The organism is Variovorax sp. RKNM96 (assembly GCF_017161115.1).
Taxonomy (GTDB): domain Bacteria; phylum Pseudomonadota; class Gammaproteobacteria; order Burkholderiales; family Burkholderiaceae_C; genus Variovorax.
In genome coordinates this window covers 1,139,256-1,158,901 of the sequence record NZ_CP046508.1, presented here as the reverse complement: position 1 = coordinate 1,158,901, position 19,646 = coordinate 1,139,256, and the positions used below count along the sequence as shown (strand labels likewise).

General features: G+C 68.5%; 18 protein-coding genes. 11 read left to right on the top strand and 7 right to left on the bottom strand.

The genetic code is table 11. From position 1 onward, the window contains the following. Positions 1–82 precede the first annotated feature (82 nt). Positions 83–487, top strand: a complete 405-nt coding sequence (locus tag GNX71_RS05310) for a BLUF domain-containing protein (RefSeq protein ID WP_206177353.1) — start codon at positions 83–85, stop codon at positions 485–487. A gap of 56 nt (positions 488–543) precedes the next feature. On the opposite strand, the gene GNX71_RS05305 is transcribed toward GNX71_RS05310, so the two are convergent. After that, positions 544–864 (bottom strand): DUF2917 domain-containing protein, encoded by a 321-nt coding sequence (locus GNX71_RS05305; protein ID WP_093443289.1) that lies wholly within the window; start codon positions 862–864, stop codon positions 544–546. A 175-nt stretch (positions 865–1,039) separates the two neighbouring features. Here GNX71_RS05305 and GNX71_RS05300 point away from each other — a divergent pair, with 175 nt between their 5' ends. Beyond that, positions 1,040–2,023: a LysR substrate-binding domain-containing protein gene (locus tag GNX71_RS05300; RefSeq protein WP_206177352.1), complete on the top strand. Its 984-nt coding sequence runs from the start codon at positions 1,040–1,042 to the stop codon at positions 2,021–2,023. A 90-nt stretch (positions 2,024–2,113) separates the two neighbouring features. Here the strand turns inward: GNX71_RS05300 and GNX71_RS05295 are convergent, their stop codons facing one another. Continuing rightward, positions 2,114–2,731, bottom strand: coding sequence for a 5-formyltetrahydrofolate cyclo-ligase (locus GNX71_RS05295; RefSeq protein ID WP_042582689.1), 618 nt, complete (start codon positions 2,729–2,731; stop codon positions 2,114–2,116). A 36-nt stretch (positions 2,732–2,767) separates the two neighbouring features. Between GNX71_RS05295 and GNX71_RS05290 the strand changes: the two genes are divergently transcribed. The 3 genes from GNX71_RS05290 to GNX71_RS05280 all read left to right on the top strand — a co-directional run bounded on the left by GNX71_RS05290 (position 2,768) and on the right by GNX71_RS05280 (position 6,197). Continuing rightward, entirely contained in the window at positions 2,768–4,771 is a 2,004-nt protein-coding gene (locus tag GNX71_RS05290; protein ID WP_241027164.1) for a lytic transglycosylase domain-containing protein, read from the top strand. Between the two features lie 91 nt (positions 4,772–4,862). Next, positions 4,863–5,417 (top strand): MgtC/SapB family protein, encoded by a 555-nt coding sequence (locus GNX71_RS05285; RefSeq protein ID WP_206177350.1) that lies wholly within the window; start codon positions 4,863–4,865, stop codon positions 5,415–5,417. A 96-nt stretch (positions 5,418–5,513) separates the two neighbouring features. After that, positions 5,514–6,197, top strand: coding sequence for a glutathione S-transferase family protein (locus tag GNX71_RS05280; RefSeq protein ID WP_206177349.1), 684 nt, complete (start codon positions 5,514–5,516; stop codon positions 6,195–6,197). Positions 6,198–6,225: 28 nt separating this feature from the next. Here GNX71_RS05280 and GNX71_RS05275 read toward each other — a convergent pair whose 3' ends face one another. Continuing rightward, on the bottom strand, positions 6,226–6,951 hold the full coding sequence (locus GNX71_RS05275) for an OmpW family outer membrane protein (RefSeq protein WP_206177348.1): 726 nt from the start codon (positions 6,949–6,951) through the stop codon (positions 6,226–6,228). A gap of 211 nt (positions 6,952–7,162) precedes the next feature. On the opposite strand from GNX71_RS05275, the gene GNX71_RS05270 reads away from it, so the two are divergent. The 5 genes from GNX71_RS05270 (at position 7,163) to otsA (ending at position 14,558) form a co-directional block, all read left to right on the top strand. Beyond that, on the top strand, positions 7,163–8,425 hold the full coding sequence (locus tag GNX71_RS05270) for a multifunctional CCA addition/repair protein (RefSeq protein WP_206177347.1): 1,263 nt from the start codon (positions 7,163–7,165) through the stop codon (positions 8,423–8,425). A gap of 87 nt (positions 8,426–8,512) precedes the next feature. Next, the gene (locus tag GNX71_RS05265) at positions 8,513–10,348 is read left to right on the top strand and encodes a hybrid sensor histidine kinase/response regulator (protein WP_241027163.1); all 1,836 of its coding nucleotides are present in this window, start codon (positions 8,513–8,515) and stop codon (positions 10,346–10,348) included. A 90-nt stretch (positions 10,349–10,438) separates the two neighbouring features. Next, positions 10,439–11,257, top strand: a complete 819-nt coding sequence (otsB, locus tag GNX71_RS05260) for a trehalose-phosphatase (protein ID WP_206177346.1) — start codon at positions 10,439–10,441, stop codon at positions 11,255–11,257. Next, a complete protein-coding gene (locus GNX71_RS05255) occupies positions 11,254–13,176 on the top strand; it encodes a glycoside hydrolase family 15 protein (protein ID WP_206177345.1) in 1,923 nt (640 codons plus the stop codon). Before otsB ends, GNX71_RS05255 begins: the two co-directional genes overlap by 4 nt. Continuing rightward, a complete protein-coding gene (otsA, locus tag GNX71_RS05250; protein ID WP_206177344.1) occupies positions 13,173–14,558 on the top strand; it encodes an alpha,alpha-trehalose-phosphate synthase (UDP-forming) in 1,386 nt (461 codons plus the stop codon). Before GNX71_RS05255 ends, otsA begins: the two co-directional genes overlap by 4 nt. A gap of 168 nt (positions 14,559–14,726) precedes the next feature. Here otsA and GNX71_RS05245 read toward each other — a convergent pair whose 3' ends face one another. Further along, the gene (locus GNX71_RS05245) at positions 14,727–15,059 is read right to left on the bottom strand and encodes a hypothetical protein (protein WP_206177343.1); all 333 of its coding nucleotides are present in this window, start codon (positions 15,057–15,059) and stop codon (positions 14,727–14,729) included. Between the two features lie 189 nt (positions 15,060–15,248). On the opposite strand from GNX71_RS05245, the gene GNX71_RS05240 reads away from it, so the two are divergent. Further along, a complete protein-coding gene (locus tag GNX71_RS05240) occupies positions 15,249–16,718 on the top strand; it encodes a PLP-dependent aminotransferase family protein (protein ID WP_206177342.1) in 1,470 nt (489 codons plus the stop codon). Here GNX71_RS05240 and GNX71_RS05235 read toward each other — a convergent pair. The 3 genes from GNX71_RS05235 to GNX71_RS05225 are packed head-to-tail and all read right to left on the bottom strand — an operon-like array spanning position 16,715 to position 19,644. Then, entirely contained in the window at positions 16,715–17,164 is a 450-nt protein-coding gene (locus tag GNX71_RS05235; protein WP_206177341.1) for a DUF1877 family protein, read from the bottom strand. The genes GNX71_RS05240 and GNX71_RS05235 overlap by 4 nt on opposite strands. Then, complete coding sequence (locus GNX71_RS05230) at positions 17,161–18,687, bottom strand: tetratricopeptide repeat protein (RefSeq protein ID WP_206177340.1); 1,527 nt, start codon at positions 18,685–18,687, stop codon at positions 17,161–17,163. The genes GNX71_RS05235 and GNX71_RS05230 overlap by 4 nt, the downstream gene beginning before the upstream one ends. Positions 18,688–18,717: 30 nt before the next feature. Then, positions 18,718–19,644 carry an ROK family protein gene (locus GNX71_RS05225; RefSeq protein ID WP_206177339.1) on the bottom strand — a complete coding sequence of 309 codons (927 nt, stop codon included), beginning with the start codon at positions 19,642–19,644 and terminating at the stop codon, positions 18,718–18,720. Between the last annotated feature and the right edge of the window lie 2 nt (positions 19,645–19,646).

Here is a 19,646-nt window from a genome sequence, read left to right as displayed (position 1 = left end):
ATAGGCGTTTTGTCTGTGTCTTTTTACATTTCGCGGCGGGTCGCCGGTCTCTAGACTCCGCAGCGTTTTTCTCCCAAGACGCATGACAGAAGACCAACCGCTCTACGAAATCTTTTACTGCAGCGAGCTCGCTCAGGACCTGCCGGCCACCGCCGTGGGCGCCATCGTCGGCCAGGCACGGGCGCGCAACGCCCAGCGGAACATCACCGGCCTGCTGGTGTTCGACGGCATGCGCTTCTGCCAGCACCTGGAAGGCCCGCGCGATGCGGTGGAAGCATTGATGCGGCGTATCGAACAGGACCCCCGGCACGTCGATGTGCGGGTGGTTCACCAGGGTCCGCTGGAGTCCCGCCGCTACAGCGGCTTCGGCATGGGCCTGGCCGAGAGCGAAGGCCCCGACCTGATGGCCGGCGTGCACGCCCTGGAAGGGGAAACCGCCCTCAAGCACTTCCTGGCGCTGCGCCCCAGCTTCGACATCAGCAGCTGAAAAAAGAAAAAGGCGGCCGAAGCCGCCTTTGTGCGCCCATGGGAACCTGTGACCGTTCAGGCCTGATCCCATGTGTAGGTGGCGCCGTAGCCATCCCATGCTTCCATGACGATGCGCTGGCCGGCGGCCACCGTCATCGATTCGCCCGGTGCGAGCACCAGGTCTTCGCTGGGGTTGGCCAGCGTGGCGTCGGGCGTGATCCACACCCGGCCCTGCTTGACGCGCAGGACGCTGGCCGCACGCGCCTTCAGGCTCATCGCCTCGCCGGGGGCGATCTGCCAGGCGCCGCGGCGCACGGCCGGGGGCACGGCGACAGCGGTACGGGCGGGAATGGACAGGGAAGCGAGCGATTCGGTGGTGCAGACAGCGGTGGACATGATGAAACTCCTTGGGCTTGCCGAAGTGCGATTGACAGGACGGAGTCAATGGCGCAGTTCGGGAATGAATGATCGTTTCTGTGGCGTTGTGGGTCCAATGAAAACGAAGTAGCCTACTGATGCTGGTTTCGCATCAATCGACCCGACCGCCGGCCCGCCACCGGAAGCCCCCTTCATGCAACATTCGCAAACCCACCTGCGCTCCCGCCCGATCTCCGCCGGGCACCTGCGCGCATTCGAAGCCGTCGCCCGGCACCTGAACTTCCGCGCCGCGGCAGAGGAGATGGCGCTGACCCAGTCGGCGGTCAGCCGCCAGATCCAGTCGCTGGAAGAGGAAGTGGGCGTGTCGCTGTTCCTGCGCCACACCCGGGCGGTGGAGCTGACCAGCGCGGGCGCGCAGCTGCTGCTCGCGGTGCAGCAGTCGCTGCCGCGCATCGACATGGCGGTGCGCCAGATCCGCCAGAGCGCGGGGCGCAAGAGCGTGTCGCTCACCACCTTTGCGTCGTTCGCCTCGATGTGGCTGATTCCGCGGCTGGAGGCCTTCCAGCGCGACAACCCCGAGATCGACATCCGCATCGACGCCAGCGACGTGGCGGTGGACCTCGAAGTGGCCGACGTGGACATCGCCCTGCGCTACGGTCCGCGCGAGGTCATGCCGCCGACCGCCGTGCGCCTGTTCGGCGAAAACCTGACGCCGGTGGCGAGCCCCTGGCTCATCAAGAGCAGCCCGCCGATCAAGACGCCGGAAGACATCACCCGTTTCACGCTGATCGAGGCCGGCGACGCGCACCGCACGCACCTGGAATGGCTGACGTGGCGGCGCTGGTTCGAAGTGAACGGCCTGGAGCGCGCGCAGCCCAAGCGCTGGCTCTATTTCAACTACGCCTACCAGATGGTGCAGGCGGCGCTCACCGGCCAGGGCGTGGTGCTGGCGCGCAGTTCGCTGATCGCCGAGAGCCTGGCCAATGGCGACCTGGTCGAGGTGCTGCCGCGGCACCGCATGGATTCACCGATGTCCTACTGGCTCATCGCCGGCCCGCGCAACGCGCTGCGGCCCGAGATCAAGGCCTTCTGGGACTGGCTGCTGCTGCAGGCCGGCACCACGCGCGAGACCATTGGCGAGGTGCCCGATCCGGACACCATCGACGACATCGACTGAACGGGGATGCGGCCGCCGCCGGGCCGCCCCAAGGCGGGCCGCGCCTCCCCCTCGGGGGGTGGAGTTACACGAAGTGAAAAGCCGGGGGGCTCAAGACGTCGGCCAGACGACGCCGTTGTCGTTCAGGATGGCGTCCAGAGGCAGGTCGTGGGCTTCTGGCTCGAAGTCGTCGAGAAAGCCGTGAGTGAAGCCGAGCCCCACCGTGAACGGCCGCGGCTCCAGCGCCGCCAGCGTGCGGTCGTAGAAGCCGCCGCCGTAGCCCAGCCGGTAGCCGCCCGCGCTGTAGCCCACGCAGGGCACGAACAGCAGGGTCGGCACGATCAGCTCGGTGTCCTTGGGCTTGGGAATGCCGTAGGCGTCTTCTTCCATCTGGCAGCCGGGGTACCAGGCATGGAAGGTCAGGGTCTTGTGAACCTTGTCGATCACGGGCAGTCCGATGCGGCGACGCTGGGTTTCTTCCATGAGCTCGCCGTCTTCCTTCCAGCGGTGCAGTGCGGGCAGCGGATCGAACTCGCCCTTGATCGGCCAGTAGGCGCCGATCACGGTGTCGGGCCGGCCGACCAGCCAGATGCGCATGACGCGCTGCAGCAGGTCGGCGCGTGTCAGCCGATCCGGCATGGCCAGGCGTTGTTCGATCAATGCCTTGCGCAACTGATCCTTCAGAAAACTCGCCGTCGCCGAAGTGTCGGCACCCTTTGACTTGTCCATAATCCCCCGATGCAGTTCCCAAGCATTTTGGCATCCATGCGCAGCCGCCCGCGCAACGCAACGCCAGCCGTTGCTTTTTCCCTCGTCCTGACTGCCGCCGCACTGCTCTTTCACCCCCCCGCCAGCGCACAGACCAACACCAACGACGACGTGCTGGTGCAGATGAAGCAGGCCTTCCAGCGCGGCGACAAGGCCCGCCTCACCGCCCTCCTGCCGCAAGCCCGCGGCCACGCGCTCGAACCCTGGGCCGCCTACTGGGAATTGAAGGCCCGCCTGCAGGAAGCCGCGCCCAACGAAGTGCAGGACTTCTACGCCCGCTACCCCGGCACTTACCAGGAAGACCGCCTGCGCAACGACTGGCTGCTGCTGCTCGGCCAGCGCCGCGACTGGGACGGCTTTGCCGCCAACGTGGCCGGCTACCGCATGGGCGACGACGCGCAGGTGCGCTGCTATGCGGTGCTGGTCGACACACTGCGCTCGGGCACCGCCACGCAGGCCCAGGCCGACGAGGTGCGCCGCAACTGGTTCAGCCAGAAGGAAGCCGACGACGGCTGCCTCACCGCCGCCGACCGCATGGTCGCCTCCCGCCTGATGTCGCCCAACGACGCCTGGAAGAAGGCGCGCCTGGCCATCGAGGCCAACCGCCCGCAGGCCGCGCGCGGCGCCGTCACCATCGCCGCGCCCGATGCGCTGCCGCTCTTCGAGGAGCTCAACGCCAGCTCGGCCAAGTTCCTGACCGGCCGCGCCTTCGTGGCCGCCAAGTCGCGCAAGGAGCTGGTGGTGCTCGCGCTCATCAAGGTCGCCATTGCCGATCCCGACATGGCCGCCTCGCAGCTCGACAGCAAATGGGGCCCGATGCTCTCGGCCGAAGAACGCAACTGGCTCTGGGGCGCCATCGGCCGCGCATCGGCCAACAAGCTCTCTCCGCAGGCCGTGGGCTATTTCGGCAACGTCACCAAGAACAGCGACCTGTCGGACGACATGCTCGGCTGGCGCGTGCGCGCCGCGCTGCGCGCCGGCCAGTGGAAGGACGTCGCGCCCGCCATCAACGCGATGAGCGAAACCGCCCAGCTCGACCCCACCTGGGTCTACTGGAAGGCCCGCGCGCTCGCCACCGAACGCAGCGACGAGCGCCGCGCCCAGGCCCGCGAACTCTACACTAGCATCGCCGGCACGCGCGGCTTCTACGAAATGCTCGCGCTCGAAGAATTGGGCCAGCGCGTCGTCGCCGCCACCCGCCCAGCGCCGCTCACGCCCGAGGAAAAAGCCGCTGCGCGCAGCAACCTCGCGCTCAACCGCGGCCTCTACGCGATCGCGATCGGCCTTCGCTCCGAAGGCACGCGCGAGTGGAACTACGCCACCAACCTGCACGACAAGGGCGGCATGGACGACCGCGCCCTGCTGGCCGCGGCCGACTTCGCCTGCCAGCGCGAGGTGTGGGACCGCTGCATCAACACCAGCGAGCGCACCAAGGGCGCGATCGACGTGGAGCAGCGCTTCCCGATGCCCTTCCACGACACGGTGCTGCGCAAGAGCCAGGACATCGGCCTGGACCCGGCCTACGTCTACGGCCTGATCCGCCAGGAAAGCCGCTTCATCATGGACGCCCGCTCGGGCGTCGGCGCCTCGGGCCTGATGCAGGTCATGCCCGCCACCGCGCGCTGGACGGCCCGCAAGATCGGCATGACCGACTTCACGCCCGGCCAGATCAACGACCGCGAGACCAACATCACCATCGGCACCAACTACCTGAAGCTGGCGCTCGACGATTTCGATGGCTCGATGGCACTGGCTGCCGCCGCCTACAACGCCGGCCCGGGCCGGCCGCGCAACTGGCGCAACGGGCCGGTGCTCGACGCCGCGATCTGGGCCGAGAACGTGCCCTTCACCGAAACCCGCGACTACGTGAAGAAGGTGCTGGCCAACACCACCAACTACGCGGCGATCATCAGCGGCCGGCCGCAGTCGCTGAAGGAACGGCTGGGCCGCATCGGCCCGCGCGACGCCTCGGAACCCGAGCCCAACAAGGACCTCCCCTGAAAAATGAGCCCCCACGCTCATCACTTCGTGTATTCGCTGCCCCCCGAGGGGGCGCAGGCCTCCCTTGGGGCGGCCCGGCGGGAGGCCTGAGATGAGCTGGCGCGACGAGGTCCTCGACACCATCGCCTCCGAGTTCTCGGACGTGGCGGATGTCGCGCAGCTCACGCGCATCGTCCTTCGCCTCACGCTCGCGGCTGCGCTGGGCTTCGTGCTCGGCTTCGAGCGCGAGCAGCAGGGCAAGGCGGCCGGCGTGCGCACGCACATGCTGGTGGCGATCGGCTCGGCGATGTTCGTGCTGATCCCGCAGCAGACCGGCATCGTGCCGGCCGACATGAGCCGGGTGATCCAGGGGCTGGTGGCTGGCGTGGGCTTCTTGTGCGCCGGCACCATCCTCAAGCAGGGCAGGGACGAATCGCATGTGCAGGGCCTCACCACCGCTGCGGGGCTCTGGATGACGGCGGCCATCGGCATGGCCTGCGGGCTTGGCCGTGAAGCGACCGCGGTGCTGAGCGCATTGCTGGCGCTGGCGGTGCTGTCGCTGGTGCCGCGGCTGGTGGGCCTGCTCGAGCGCACCGTCGCCAAGGACGGCGCACAGGGATCGCCGCGCGTGATCGCCTCGCCGGACGACAAGCCCCGCGACCGCTGACATCAATTCGCGCCGCGTTCGGCATCAATCGCCGCGCAACGCGCGGCTAGCATCGAAGGCTTTGCTTTGAACCGAACCCAACCGGAGGAACCCCTGATGCGCAAGCTCTACATCGGCAACAAGAACTACTCGTCGTGGTCCATGCGCCCCTGGGTGCTCATGAAGCAGGCGGGCATTGCCTTCGACGAAGTGATGGTGCGCTTCGATTCGTTCGAGGCGGAGTCGCAGTTCAAGCACACCATCGCGGCGCTGAACCCGGTGGCGAAGGTGCCGGTGCTGGTCGACGGCGACCTCGTGGTCTGGGACACGCTGGCCATCGCCGAATACCTGGCCGAGACCTTTCCCGAAAAGCAGCTGTGGCCCAAGGCCGCGGCCGACCGCGCGCGTGCGCGCAGCATCTGCGCCGAGATGCATTCGGGTTTCGGCGGCCTGCGCGGCCATTGCGGCATGAACATCGAGGCGTCGCTGCCCGAAGTCGGCGCGAAGCTGCTCAAGGAACAGCCCGAGGTGCGCAGCGATCTCGACCGCATCGTGCAGATGTGGAGCGACCTGCTCGGCACCCATGGCGGCCCGTTGCTGTTCGGTGAGTTCACCATCGCCGATGCCTACTTCGCGCCCATCGGCACGCGCCTCAAGACCTACGGGTTGCCGGTGCCGCCGGCCATCACGGCCTACATCGAACACGTGCAGGCGCTGCCGGGCATCAAGGCCTGGATCGACGAAGCGCTGGCGGAAAAAGACTTCCTGCAGTTCGAAGAGCCCTACCGCACGGGGCGGTAAGGCTTTCGGAGCAGGTGCCGGCGACCGGTCAGAACCGGTACGTTGCCGACAGGAAGGTGACGATCGGGTTCAGCTTCAGGCTCGCTTCGCTGCGGGCGACCGGCAGGCCGGTGATCGAGGTGGTCGTCAGCTTGGCCTTGGTCTTCAGCGGGATGTACGACACCGAGAACGAGATGCCCCAGTGCTTGTCGAACTGGTAGGCGATACCGGCGTTGAGCACGGGCGCGAACGAGCTGTCGAGCTTGGCAGTGGTGTTCACCGAGTACGGCGACTGGCGGAACTGGCTGGCCAGCGCGCCCTGCAGGTTCGAGGTCAGCTTCACGTCGCTGTACCAGACGTAGGTGGCGCCGAGACCCACGAACGGACGGAAGGCGTCGTTGCCTTCGTTGAAGTTGTACTTCACCAGGACCGTGGGGCTCCATTGGCGGGCCTCGCCCAGTTCGCCCACGCGGGCGAGCGTGCCCTTGCCCTCGAGCTTGAACTTCGGCGGAACGCCCAGCACGCCTTCCACAGCCCAGTGGCTGTCGATGAAGTAGGCGAGGCTCAGGCCCAGCGTGTCCGAATCCTTGACGCTGGCACCCGAGCCCTGGAGCACGCTCTGCACCGGCGCCGTCACCGTGAGCGGCTTGCTCGAGTCCTGCGGCGCGAGGTGGAACCAGCCTGCCCCTGCGACCCAGTCGCCGGCGTTTTGCGCAAACGCACTGCCGGACGCCAAGGCACCCAGAGCCGCCAGCGCAAACGTTGTTTTCTTCATGATGTGAATGCTCCTTTGGTTGAAAAATCCCGGTGAACGCGGTGCCTGCCCATGGTCGACGCTGCATTCAGGCAAATAAACGAACGGTCGTTCAGTTTGCAATTCGGATTATCGAACGCTCGTTCTATTTAGCGGGTGCGGGGTATCCCTATCTCTCATGTCCGTCTCATTCCCGCCTCATTCTTCGTCTCCCCATCCCTACACTGCGGCCATGAAAATCTTTCTCGTCGGCGGCGCCCTTCGCGACCGGCTGCTCGGCCGGCCGGTTTCCGACCACGACTGGCTGGTCGTCGGCGCCACGCCCCAGGACATGACCCGGCGCGGCTACCTGCCCGTGGGGCGCGACTTTCCGGTGTTCCTGCATCCGGAGACGCGCGAGGAATACGCCCTCGCCCGCACCGAGCGCAAGAGCGCGCCCGGCTACCGCGGCTTCACCATCCACACCGCGCCCGACGTCACGCTGGAGCAAGACCTCGCCCGCCGCGACCTGACCATCAACGCCATCGCGCTGCCCGCCGAGCTGGTGAGCGCCGATGGCCAATTCGAACCTGACCCCGAAAAACTGGCCGACCCGTTCCACGGCCAGCGCGACCTGCAGGGCAAGGTGCTGCGCCACGTGACCGACGCGTTCCGCGAAGACCCGGTGCGCATCCTGCGCGTGGCGCGCTTTGCCGCCCGCTTCGACGATTTCTCGGTCGCCCCCGAAACCATGGAATTGATGCGCGAAATGGTCCGCGCCGGCGAGGCCGATGCGCTGGTGCCCGAGCGCGTCTGGCAGGAGCTCGCGCGCGGCCTCATGGAGACGCGGCCCTCCCGCATGTTCGAGGTGCTGCGCGAATGCGGCGCGCTCGCCGTGCTGCTGCCCGAAGTCGACCGGCTCTGGGGCGTGCCGCAGCCCGAGGCGCATCACCCCGAGATCGACACCGGCGTGCACCTGATGATGGTCGTCGACACCAGCGCGCGGCTGTCGGCCTCCTTGCCGGTGCGCTTCGCCTGCCTGATGCACGACCTGGGCAAGGGCACCACGCCCGCCGACGTGCTGCCGCGCCACATCGGCCACGAGAAACGCAGCGTCGATCTACTGCACGCGGTGTGCGACCGCTGGCGCGTGCCGGTCGATATCCGCGAGCTGGCCGAGGTGGTCGCGCGCGAGCACGGCAACGTGCACCGCAGCGGCGAGCTCGATGCAACGCGGCTGGTGCGCCTCTTGGAGCGCTGCGACGCCTTCCGCAAGCCCGCGCGTTTCGCCGAGGTGCTGCTGGCCTGCGAGTGCGATGCGCGCGGCCGGCTCGGCTTCGAGGACAGGCCCTATCCGCAGCGGGAGCGCCTGCTCGCCGTGCTGGCCATCGCCGCGGCCGTGCCCACCGACGTGGTTGCGCGCAAGGCGCAGCAGTCGGGCGCCACCGGGCCGCAGATCGGCGACGCCATCCACCGGGCGCGCATCGAGGCCGTGGCGGCATCGCTGGAAGCCTGAAGAAAAGTCGCGATCCGCCTCTCGCGGGCTTGGCGGGCATGACTTCTGGCACTTCTCCCTGCGGATCGGCTCGATAGCATCGATCGGGTGAATGCCACCGAGCCGACGCTGTCACACCCCTCCCCGCCGACGCGCCCGGCATTGCCGGGCGATCTCGATCTGCGCGTGCTGCGGGAACACGTGGCCTCGGTGTACGCGGCCTACAACGCATCGATCCTGGTCCACTTCGGCCTGGGCGCCGCCCTCGGCATCGTCATGTACCTGCACCGCCCGCGGTGGTGGATCCTGGCCTGGATGGCCGCCCACCTGAGCTTCGGCTTGGCCCTCTTCCTCATGCCGCGCTGGCATGCCGGCCTTCCGCTCGAGGACACCACCCGCTGGGCGCGCCGCCATTCGCGCACCGTCACGCTGGTCAGCATGGCGACGGCCACCGCGCCGTGGCTCTTCATCTCCGCCGACGACCTGGCCATCACCTCGGTGCTGACCGTCGTCATCATCGGCAGCTGCGCCCGCGCCATGCAGCTGCTGTGGCCGCTCAAGCCCGCGCTCTACGGCTACACCCTGCCGATGATGCTCAGCCTGATCGCCGCGCTGGCCTGGCAGGGCGATGCGATGCACCTGTTCCTGGCGGTGTTCAGCCTCGGCTACCTGCTGTTCACGCTGCGCGTGGGCCGCCAGCAGCACAAGCTCCTGACCGATTCGCTGGTCCTGCGCTTCGAGAACGAGGCGCTGGCCGCGCAACTGAGCGTGCAAATCGCCGCCGCGGAGCGCGCGAGCGCCGAGAAGACGCGCTTCCTCGCCACCGCCAGCCACGACCTGCGCCAGCCGCTGCATGCCATCGCCCTGTTCGGCGCCGCGCTGGAGAACGAGTTGCGCGACCACCACGGCGAACGCAATGCGCAGCGGCTCATGCGCGCGGTGAACGCGCTGGGCAATTCGCTCGACACCATGCTCGACGTGTCGCGCCTGGACGCGGGCGTGGTCACGCCAGACCTCCGGCCGGTGTCGCTGGACGCGCTGTTCCGCTCCCTCAACCACATGTTCGCCGCGCAGGCGGAGCAGCGTGCGCTGCAGTTGCGGGTGCGCGCGAGCGGCCTGTGGGTGCAGAGCGATCCCCAGCATCTCTACCGCATGCTCTCGAACCTCGTGGACAACGCGCTGAAGTACACCCCGCGCGGCGGCGTCTCGGTGCGGGCGCGCGTGCGCGGCGGGGCGGTGTGGATCGAGGTGCTGGACACCGGCATCGGCATCGCCCCCGAACAGCAGGACCGCGTGTTCGAGGAGTACTACCAAGTGCAGAACCCGGGCCGCGACCGCGCCCAGGGCCTGGGCATCGGCCTGTCGATCGTCGAGCGGCTGTCGCGCCTGCTCGACCATCCGGTGCAGGTGACTTCGCGCATGGGCCGCGGCACGCGCTTTCGCCTGCAGCTGCCGATGGTCGCGCCTGCACCGCAGCACGGGCAGCAGGCGGTCGCGCCGGCCGCAAGGCCGGCTCCAGTGCAATCGGCAGAAGCCACACAGGCGGCGCACGGCCGCGTTCTCCTGATCGATGACGAAGCCGAGATCCGCGAGGCCATGGCGGGGCTGCTGCAGGGTCACGGCATCGCTGTGGAGACGGCGGCCAACGAGGCCGAGGCCATCGACGCACTCGGCCGGCCCGGAACGCAGGCCGAGCCCTTCGTGCTGCTGCTGTGCGACTACCGTCTCTCCAACGGCGACAACGGCCTGGACGTCGGCCAGCGGCTGCAGCGCCGCTTCGGGCTCGACGTGCCGCTGGTGCTGGTCACCGGCGAGACCGCGCCCGAGCGGCTGCAGCGCGTGCGCGCCTCCGGCGTGCCGGTGCTGTTCAAGCCGGTGAATGCGGCCACGCTGCTGCGCGCGCTGGCCGATTTCGCGCCCGGACTGGGGCACGCCATCGTCTAGCGGCGTCCCGGAAGTCGCGGCGCCCGCCGCGAAGCACGTCCGGTTTTGGCCGACACGCGGCATCAAAAGCGCGTGTTATGGTTTTTCCCAATGCCAAAGTCCTCCGACAGCAACGACCAGTTGCCACCTCCGCTGGGCCGGGACGCCGCCCTTTTCCTCGACTTCGACGGCACGCTGGTCGGCCTTGCGCCCACCCCCGAGGCCATCGAGATTCCTCCCGCGCTCGTCGCCCTGCTGAGCGACCTGCGCGACCAGCTCGGCGGCGCGCTCGCCGTGGTGTCGGGCCGCCAGATCGATTCGATCGACCGCTTTCTCGCGCCGCTGCGGCTGCCCGCGGCCGGCGAGCACGGCGTGCAGCGCCGCGATGCCGAAGGCCACATGCAGGAGCAGCACGCACCCGATCTCGTGCCCATCCTGGACATCGCCAACGAACTCGCACGCGTGCACGAAGGCCTGCTGGTGGAGCGCAAGCATGCCGCCATCGCCCTGCACTATCGGCTCGCGCCGCAGCTGGAGGCCGTGTGCCGCGATGCGATGTCGCGCGCCATCGAGGGCCGCCCGGCACTCGAGCTCATGCACGGCAAGTTCGTCTTCGAGGTGAAGCCCGCGGGCGTCAACAAGGGCATTGCCATCGATGCCTTCATGACCGAGGCGCCCTTCGCGGGCCGCACCCCGGTCTTTGCGGGCGACGACACCACCGACGAGAGCGGCTTCGCGGTCGTGCAGCCGCGCGGCGGCATCGCGATCAAGGTCGGTTCGGGGCCGAGCCTGGCGCTGCACCGGCTCGAATCGCCGCGCGCGGTGTACGAATGGCTGGTGCAGGCGCGCGACATGCTGGTGGTGAAGTCTGCCGCCCAGCCCGAAGAAAACACGCAAAAGAAAACCGAAGAACCGAGGAGCCCCGGATGAGCGAAGAACAACTGTCCAAGGCGCCCGAGGACCGCGCCGGCGAGGCGCTGCCCGACGCTGCCGGCCCCGACGACCGCGCGCCGGTCGACGTGCAGGCGGCCGCCGCACCCGGCCCGCGCGGCTTCGCGCCGCCGGCCGAGCCATCGCTGAACGTCGGCGTGATCGGCAACTGCGCCTACAGCGCGCTCATCGATGCACGCGGCCGCGCGGTCTGGTGCTGCCTGCCGCGCTTCGACGGCGACCCGGTCTTCAATGCGCTGCTGCATCCCGGCGAAGGCGCGGGCGCCTGGAGCATCGACATCGAGGACTTCGCCGAGGCCAAGCAGTGGTACGAGCCGAACACGGCCGTGCTGCGCACGCAGCTCTTCGACAGCGCTGGCCAGGGCATCGAGATCACCGACTTCGCGCCGCGCTTCTACAGCCGCTCGCGCTACTTCCGCCCGCTCATGATGGTGCGCCGCGTGCGGCCGATCGCCGGCGCGCCGCGCATCCGCGTGTCGCTCGACCCACGCTTCCAGTGGGGCGCCTCGGAGCCCATCGAGGTGACGCGCGGCAGCAACCACATCCGCTATGTCGGCCCCGATGTCACGCTGCGGTTGAACACCGACGCCTCGATCTCGCACATCCTCGCGCGCCAGCCCTTCGTGATCTCGCGCGAGTACAACTTCATGTTCGGCGTGGACGAGACGCTGCTGGACGGCATTGCCGACACCGCGCGCAAGTTCGAGCAGGAGACCATCGCCTACTGGCGCACCTGGAGCAAGCGCCTGGCGATTCCCTTCGAGTACCAGGACGCGGTGATCCGCGCGGCCATCACGCTCAAGCTCTCGCTGTACGAGGACACAGGCGCCATCGTCGCCGCGATGACCACCAGCATCCCCGAGGCGCCGGGCAGCCAGCGCAACTGGGACTACCGCTACTGCTGGCTGCGCGATGCGTTCTTCGTGGTGCGCGCGCTCAATTCGCTGAGCGAGGTCGGCACCATGGAGGACTACCTGCGCTGGCTGGCCAACGTGGTGATCGGCTCGCACGGCGAACACATCCAGCCGCTGTACGGCATCGGGCTGGAGCGCGAGCTGCCCGAGTCTTTCGTCGAAGGTCTTCCGGGCTACCGCGGCATGGGCCCGGTGCGCGTGGGCAACCAGGCGCAGGAGCATTTCCAGCACGACGTGTACGGCAACATCGTGCTCGGCGCGGCGCAGGCCTTCCACGACCACCGGCTGCTCGCCCGCGCGGGCGTGGCCGAGTTCCCGCACCTCGAGGCGGTCGGCGAGCGCGCGGTGAGCGTCTACGGCACGCCCGATGCCGGCATGTGGGAGCTGCGCACGCGCGCCCGCGTGCACACCAGTTCGGCGCTGATGAGCTGGGCCGCCTGCGACCGGCTCTCCAAGATCGCCCGCGCGCTGGAGTTGCCCGACCGCGCCGCCTACTGGCACGGCCACGCCGCGCGCATGAAGGAAGAGATCCTCGCCAAGTCGTGGTGCGAAGAGCGCCAGGCCTTTGCCGAGAGCTTCGGCGGGCACGAGCTCGACGCGAGCATCCTGCTGATGGCCGAGGTGGGCCTGATCGATGCGCGCGACCCGCGCTTCATCTCCACCGTCGATGCGATGGAGAAGTCGCTGTGCGACGGCCCCTACATGCGCCGCTACGAAGCGGCCGACGATTTCGGCAAGCCCGAGACCGCCTTCAACATCTGCACCTTCTGGCGCATCGACGCACTTGCCAAGATCGGCCGCAAGGCCGAGGCACGCCAGATCTTCGAGACCATGCTCGCGGCGCGCAATCCGCTCGGCCTGCTCTCGGAAGACACCCACCCGGTCACGGGCGAGATGTGGGGCAATTTTCCGCAGACCTATTCGATGGTCGGCATCATCAATGCGGCCGTGCGCCTGTCCGCTCCCTGGGATTCCTGCATATGAGCCGTCTTGTCGTCGTTTCCAACCGCGTGGCCGACCCACGCAAGCCCGCCGCCGGCGGCCTGGCCGTCGCACTGGGTGAAAGCCTGCAGCAAAGCGGCGGCCTCTGGTTCGGCTGGAGCGGCCAGATCGTCGAAGACGGCCCGACCGGCGAAGGCGAGCTGCACAAGCAGCAGGCCGGCAAGGTCACGCTCGCCACCATCGACCTGAGCCGCGAGGACCACGACGCCTACTACCTCGGCTACAGCAACGACGTGCTCTGGCCCGTGTTCCACAACCGCCTGGACCTGGCGCATTTCGAGGCCGGCTTCATCGGCGGCTACCGGCGCGTGAACCAGCTGTTCGCGCGCAAGCTGCTGCCGATGCTCAAGGACGACGACGTCATCTGGATCCACGACTACCACCTGATGCCGCTCGCCGCCGAGCTGCGCGCGATGGGCTGCAAGCAGCGCATCGGCTTCTTCCTGCACATTCCGCTGCCGCCGCAGATCATCGTGGCGGCCATTCCGCAGCACGAGTGGCTGATGCGCTCGCTGTTCTCGTACGACCTGATCGGCTTCCAGGCCCAGCAGGACGTGCAGCACTTCGAGCACTACGTGCGCAACGAGGCGCATGGCGAGTACCTGGGCAACGAGATGTACCGCGCCTACGGGCAGACGGTGCGCTGCAGCGCCTTCCCGATCGGCATCGACGTGGACGAGTTCGCCGCGCTCACGCACGCCAAGGAATCTCGCGACATGTACGAGACCATGAAGCGCGAGTACTCGAGCCGGCGCCTCCTGCTGGGCATCGACCGGCTCGACTACTCCAAGGGCATTCCGCAGCGCGTGCGCGCGTTCCGCGAACTGCTCGCGAACTATCCCGAGAACCGGCGCAGCGCGACGCTGATCCAGATCGCCTCGCCCACGCGCGAGACGGTCGATGCGTACGGCGACATCCGGCGCGAGCTCGAATCACTGTGCGGCGCGATCAACGGCGACTACGGCGAGCTGGACTGGATGCCGGTGCGCTACATCCATCGCATGGTGGCGCGCAAGCGCGTGCCGGGGCTGTGCCGCGCCGCAGCCGTGGGGCTGGTCACACCTCTGCGCGACGGCATGAACCTCGTCGCGAAGGAATACATCGCGGCGCAGGACCCGGCCGACCCCGGCGTGCTGGTGCTCTCGCGCTTTGCCGGCGCGGCCGAGCAGTTGAAGGAAGCGCTGCTGGTGAACCCGTACGACACGCACGGCACGGCGGAGACGGTGCAGCAGGCGCTGCAGATGCCGCTGGAAGAGCGGCGCGAACGGCACCAGAAATTGCTGTCGCGCATTCGCGAGCAGGACATTCACTGGTGGCGACGCACCTTCCTCGACGCCTTGCGCGAGGCGGCCAGCGAACGCTGAGGTGTTTGTTCAGAGCAGTCGTTGATCGGCCGTTCACCCAGAGCGTGCCTCAGTGCGCAGGGCATCGGGTGCTCCCCGCAGCGAAATCAAGGGGGAGGCCGCAGGCCGGAGGACATTCGCGGAGGGGAGTACCCGGTGGCCTGCGCACACGCCCTGAATGCCTCCCTCCTACCAGCCAGTGAGCAAGCGCACGAAGCGCATCACAGGCCGAGCCTCCGAATACGCAGAAGCCGGCGCCGCCTTCGGCGCATGAACCCGCAGGTGCACAGGCGTCAGCGCCGACACCTCGATCCACCCGCCGTGCGCCAGATGATGCACGTCGCCTTCATCGAGCGCCGTCTCGCTCATGAACACCGTGCCGCCGAACCAGCCCGGCGGCGACACGACCCGCACCCGCCCTTCGGCCACCTGCAGCCAGGTGCCCGCATCGACGCAGGTGCGCAGGGACTGGCCGGGCTCCAGGACGATGGAGTCGGGTGCTTGGGACAGGGTGGTGATCATGGCGGGCCTCTGGTGGTGGGTGAAAAGCGATTCGGCGAGTCCGGATCGTAGAAATTCGGGCGCTCAAAAAACAGGCACAAACATCGGCTATTCGCACCGGAACAGCCAGGCGCCAGCCCATCTGTTATGGTCGTTTTCCCGTTCAACTGCATCTGTTTTTGGATGCCCGTTTGGGGGAGCATCGACGCCATGGACTCGCTACCGCTCTACCGGCAACTCGCAGCGCACTACGTGGACGCGATCCACACCGGCTCGCTCAAGCAGGGCGACAAGCTGCCTTCGCTGCGCACCCTGATGCGCCTGCACGAGATCAGCCTCTCGACCGCGCTGCAGCTGTGCCGCGCGATGGAGAGCGACGGCTGGGTCGAGGCGCGCGACCGCTCGGGCTACTTCGTGCGCCGGCCGCAGCGCCTGGCCATCGCACCGATGGAGGAGCCGGTGTCCGACGTGCCGCCGGACCCCGCGCAGTTCGTCAGCATGCGCACCCGCATGGCCAACTTCATGGCGCGCGGGCGCCATGCGGGCGTGAAGCTCAACTTCGCCATCGCGCGCGCCGCGCCCGAGCTGTACCCGGCCGAGGCCCTGCGCAATTCCATGACGCGCGCGCTGCGCCAGCGTCCCGAGCTGCTGACCACCGCCTCGTCCCAGAAGGGCCATGAACAGTTCCGCGAAGCCGTGGCGCAGCGCAACCTGCGCATCGGCATGACGGTGTCGCCCGACGAGGTGCTGGTCACCAACGGCTGCATCGAGGCGCTGAACCTCGCGCTGCGCGCCGTCGCCAAGCCCGGCGACACCGTGGCCGTGGAGTCGCCCACCTTCTACGGCCTGCTGCAGGTGCTCGAGAGCCTGGGCATGCGCGCGCTGGAAATTCCGACCAGCCCGCAGACCGGCATTTCGATCGAGGCGCTGGACCTCGCCATCCACACCTACGACGACATCAAGGCCGTGGTGGTGGTGCCGCACCTGCAGAACCCCATCGGCAGCGTGATGCCCGATGCCCACAAGCAGCGCCTCGTGCAGCTGTGCGAGAGCCACGGCATCGCGCTCGTCGAAGACGACACCTACAGCGACCTGGTGGAGACCGAGGTGCCATTGCGCGCGGTCAAGTCATGGGACCGCACGGGCAACGTGATCTATTGCGCCTCGCTGCACAAGGTGCTGGCGCCGGGCCTGCGCCTGGGCTGGATCACCGCCGGGCGCTGGCATGCGCAGGTGGAAATGCTCAAGTACGCGCAGACGCGCAACAACGAGGCGTTGGCGCAGATCGCCGCGGGCGAGTTCATCGCGAGCGGCGGCTACGACCGGCACTTGCGGCGCCTGCGCGACCGCCTGCACGTGCAGCGCGACCAGACGGCGGACGCCATCGCGAAGTACTTCCCGCCGGGCACGCGGCTGAACCTGCCGCGCGGCGGCCTGCAGCTGTGGGTCGAGTTGCCCGAGCAGCGCTCGTCGGTCACCGTGTTCGAGGCCGCGCTGCGCGAGCACATGCTGGTGTCGCCGGGCGCGCAGTTCTCCAACTCGGGGCGCTTCGACAACTACCTGCGCATCAACTGCGGCTGGCCGTATTCGAAGGCGGTGGATGCGGGGCTGCAGCGGCTCGGCGAGATCGTGTCGTCCACGCGGAAGACGCCGCGGCCGCCCGCCGCCCAGATCGCCTAGACGATGTAGAAGACGACGGCGTCGCGTCGCGCGGCCGCCTCGGCGAAGAAGCGCTTCACGCCTTCCATGAAATCCGCGAGCTCGCTGGCGCCGCTCTGCCAGGCCTTCGCCCAGTAGAGCTCGGCGAACTGCGCCGGTTCGCCGGTGAATCGCGCCATCAGCTCGGGCACGCTGCGCCGCGCGAGCCGCGCCGCCGCGCGCTCCACGTGGCTGGCCGTCAGGTAGATGCAGCCCAGACCCTCCGTGCCTTCGAGCTGCTCGCCGTCCACGGCTTCGGGCAGCAGCACGCGCACCACGTCCCACGCCTGCTCCACCGTCTGGCTGGCGTGCGGCCCGCCCTTGTCCGGGGGCGTGTGGAAGAGAAATCCCGACACGCTCGCCGGATCGATGACCAGCCCGCGCAGCCGGTAACGGTCGAAGGCGTAGAAGGCGCCCCCGATGCTCACGTGCTCGGCTCCAGCCGCGCGGCCCGCGCGACCGCCGCCAGCGCGAGGCTCACGTTGTCGATGTTGCGCTGCGCATTCGCGAGATTGCCGAAGTGGTCCGGCGCGCAGATCTGGTTGAGCAGCAGCGTGCGCTTGAAGTGCTTCAGCGCCTCGCGCAGGTCGCCTTGTTCCTGCGCGATCAGGCCCAGGTCGTTGTGGGCGGTGGCAGCGCTGGTGGAAATGCCCCGGCAGCTGCGCTCCTGGATGGCCAGCGCGCGTTCGAACAGGGGCTTGGCGTGCTCGGACTCGTTGCGCGCCATGTGGAGCTGCGCGAAATTGATCAACAGGTCGGCGTGCAGGTCGGCATCGCCTTCGTCCGGCTCGAGCTTGTCCAGGTGCACCATGGCCCGCGCATAGCAGAGCTCGGCCTTCTGGTCCTGGTCGGTGTTCGCGTAGAGAAACGCCAGGTTGTTGATGGCCCGCACCACCTCGTCGGTCGAGTTGCCCTTGCTCAGCGCCACGGCCATCGCGATGGTCTTCTTGTAGAGGACTTCCGCCTCGTCGGAGCGGCCGGCGCCAGCGTGCAGCAGCGCGAGCGTGTTGCTCGGACCAAGCCGCCAGCTGTCGTCCAGGCCCAGCTGGTCGATGATGGCCAGGCACTCGTCCAGCAGCGACACGGCCTTGTCGTGCCATTGCAGCTGCCGGCAGAACTCGGCATGGTTGATGAGGTGAAGCACGACGGCCTTACCGAGCCCGCCGCACAGCAGGCGGCTGGTGTGGACGGCCTCGGCGCAGAGCCGCTCGGCGAGCGCCAGGTCGCGGCGCTCGAAGGCGGCCCTGTAGCGCCGCTCCTGGTCTTCGAGCAGGTCCAGCAGCACCGGGTCGTTGCCGGGGCCGCCGCCGGCAGGCAGGCCCGCACGCACCTGGCGGGCGGCGTGGTGTTCGCCGATGCCGGCCAGGGTCATGGCCAGGGCCTTGCGCACGATCTCCATGTCTTCCGCCGGCATGCCGATCTGCCGGCCGATGGCAAGGCTTTCCTCGAGGCTGGCCTTGGCCTCGTCGAGGGCCTTGAACTGGTAGCAGGCCTGGCCGTGCATGCACAGCGACATCGCGAGGTTCTGGTGCGGTCCCTTGAAGACCTTGCGCGCATGGGCGACGATCTGCTCGCTCAGGGCCACCGCCGCGGCCCAGTCGTGCATCTCGGCGGCGGCGACGAAGCGCTCGCGCAGCGCGTCGGCATGGCCGAGCGCTTCGAGGTCGTAGGTCTTGCTGACGGACCGGCGCGCGGTGTGGTCGGCTTCGTCCTGCTGCTTCAGGCGCACGTGGACCCAGTAGATGTCCAGCAGCAACCAGGGCCCCAGCAGGGCGAGCGCGAACCGCGAGCCCGGCAGGTTGGCGACGCCGACGAGGAGCAGCAGCAGTTGCGCCGCGCCGCCCAGGTAGCTCCCGAGGTAGAAACGGTGCGCCCCCAGGAAGCCGCCCACCACCAACAGCAGCCAGGCGAACGGCTTGCGGCGAGGAGACCGGGGTGGCGGGATGCGCATGGTTCGCCGAGGGTATTGCTGCGCGGCCGCTCAGTCCAGCAAAGCCAGCGCGGCGTAGTCGCCGACTTTCTCGCCGAGCCCCGCGGGCACCAGCAGCACGCCGCGGGTGAGCGGCTGCAGCTTGCCGTCGATCTGCGCCTGCAGCCGGGGCAGCAGGAAATCGCGGTGGTGCCAGAACACGCTGCCGCCCAGGCTGATGCGCTGCAGGTCCAGCGTGATGATCATGTTGTAGAGCATGCGGCCCATCACGCGGCACAGTGCATCGACTATTTCGAGCGCATGCGGTTCGCCGGCCGAGGCGGCCGAGAACAGGTCGGGGGCGGGCTGGCCGAAGCGGCGCGAGATCGAATTGCCGGCGACCAGCGCCTCGACGTCGCCCAGGTTGCCGCAGCCGCACAGCGCGCCGCTGGCATCGTCGACCACGAAGCTGTGCCCCGCATGGCCCGCATTGCCGTTCTTGCCGCGCAGCGCACGGCCGTCGACACAGAGGCCGACGCCGACACCGGTGCTCCAGGTGGCATACGCACAGTGATCGAATCCCTTGAGCGCGCCCCAGTGGCGTTCGGCTTCGAGCCCGGCCACCGCATCGTTCTCGACGCGCACCTGCCCGAAGCGCCTGGCCAGCGGGGCTTCGATGATCGCGGTCATCCACTGGTTGGGGAGACCGCGCGCCGGGCCGGCGATGCCGCCGCAGATGTTGGGCGTGGCCAGCTCGACCATGCCGTCGTGCAGCTCGAAGGGGCCGGTCGACGACACGCCCACGCGGTCGATGCTGGCGGGGTCGATGCCCTGCTCGGCGCAGACCTCGTCGATCATCCGCATGATCTGCACCGCCACGGCGTCGTTGTTGCCGGTCTTGGCCGTCGGCTCGCTGCGGCGGCCGATCAACGGCGCATCGCTCGAGGGGGAAAGGCTCACGGCGACCTTGGTGCCGCCGATGTCAACGCAGGCTCTCATTG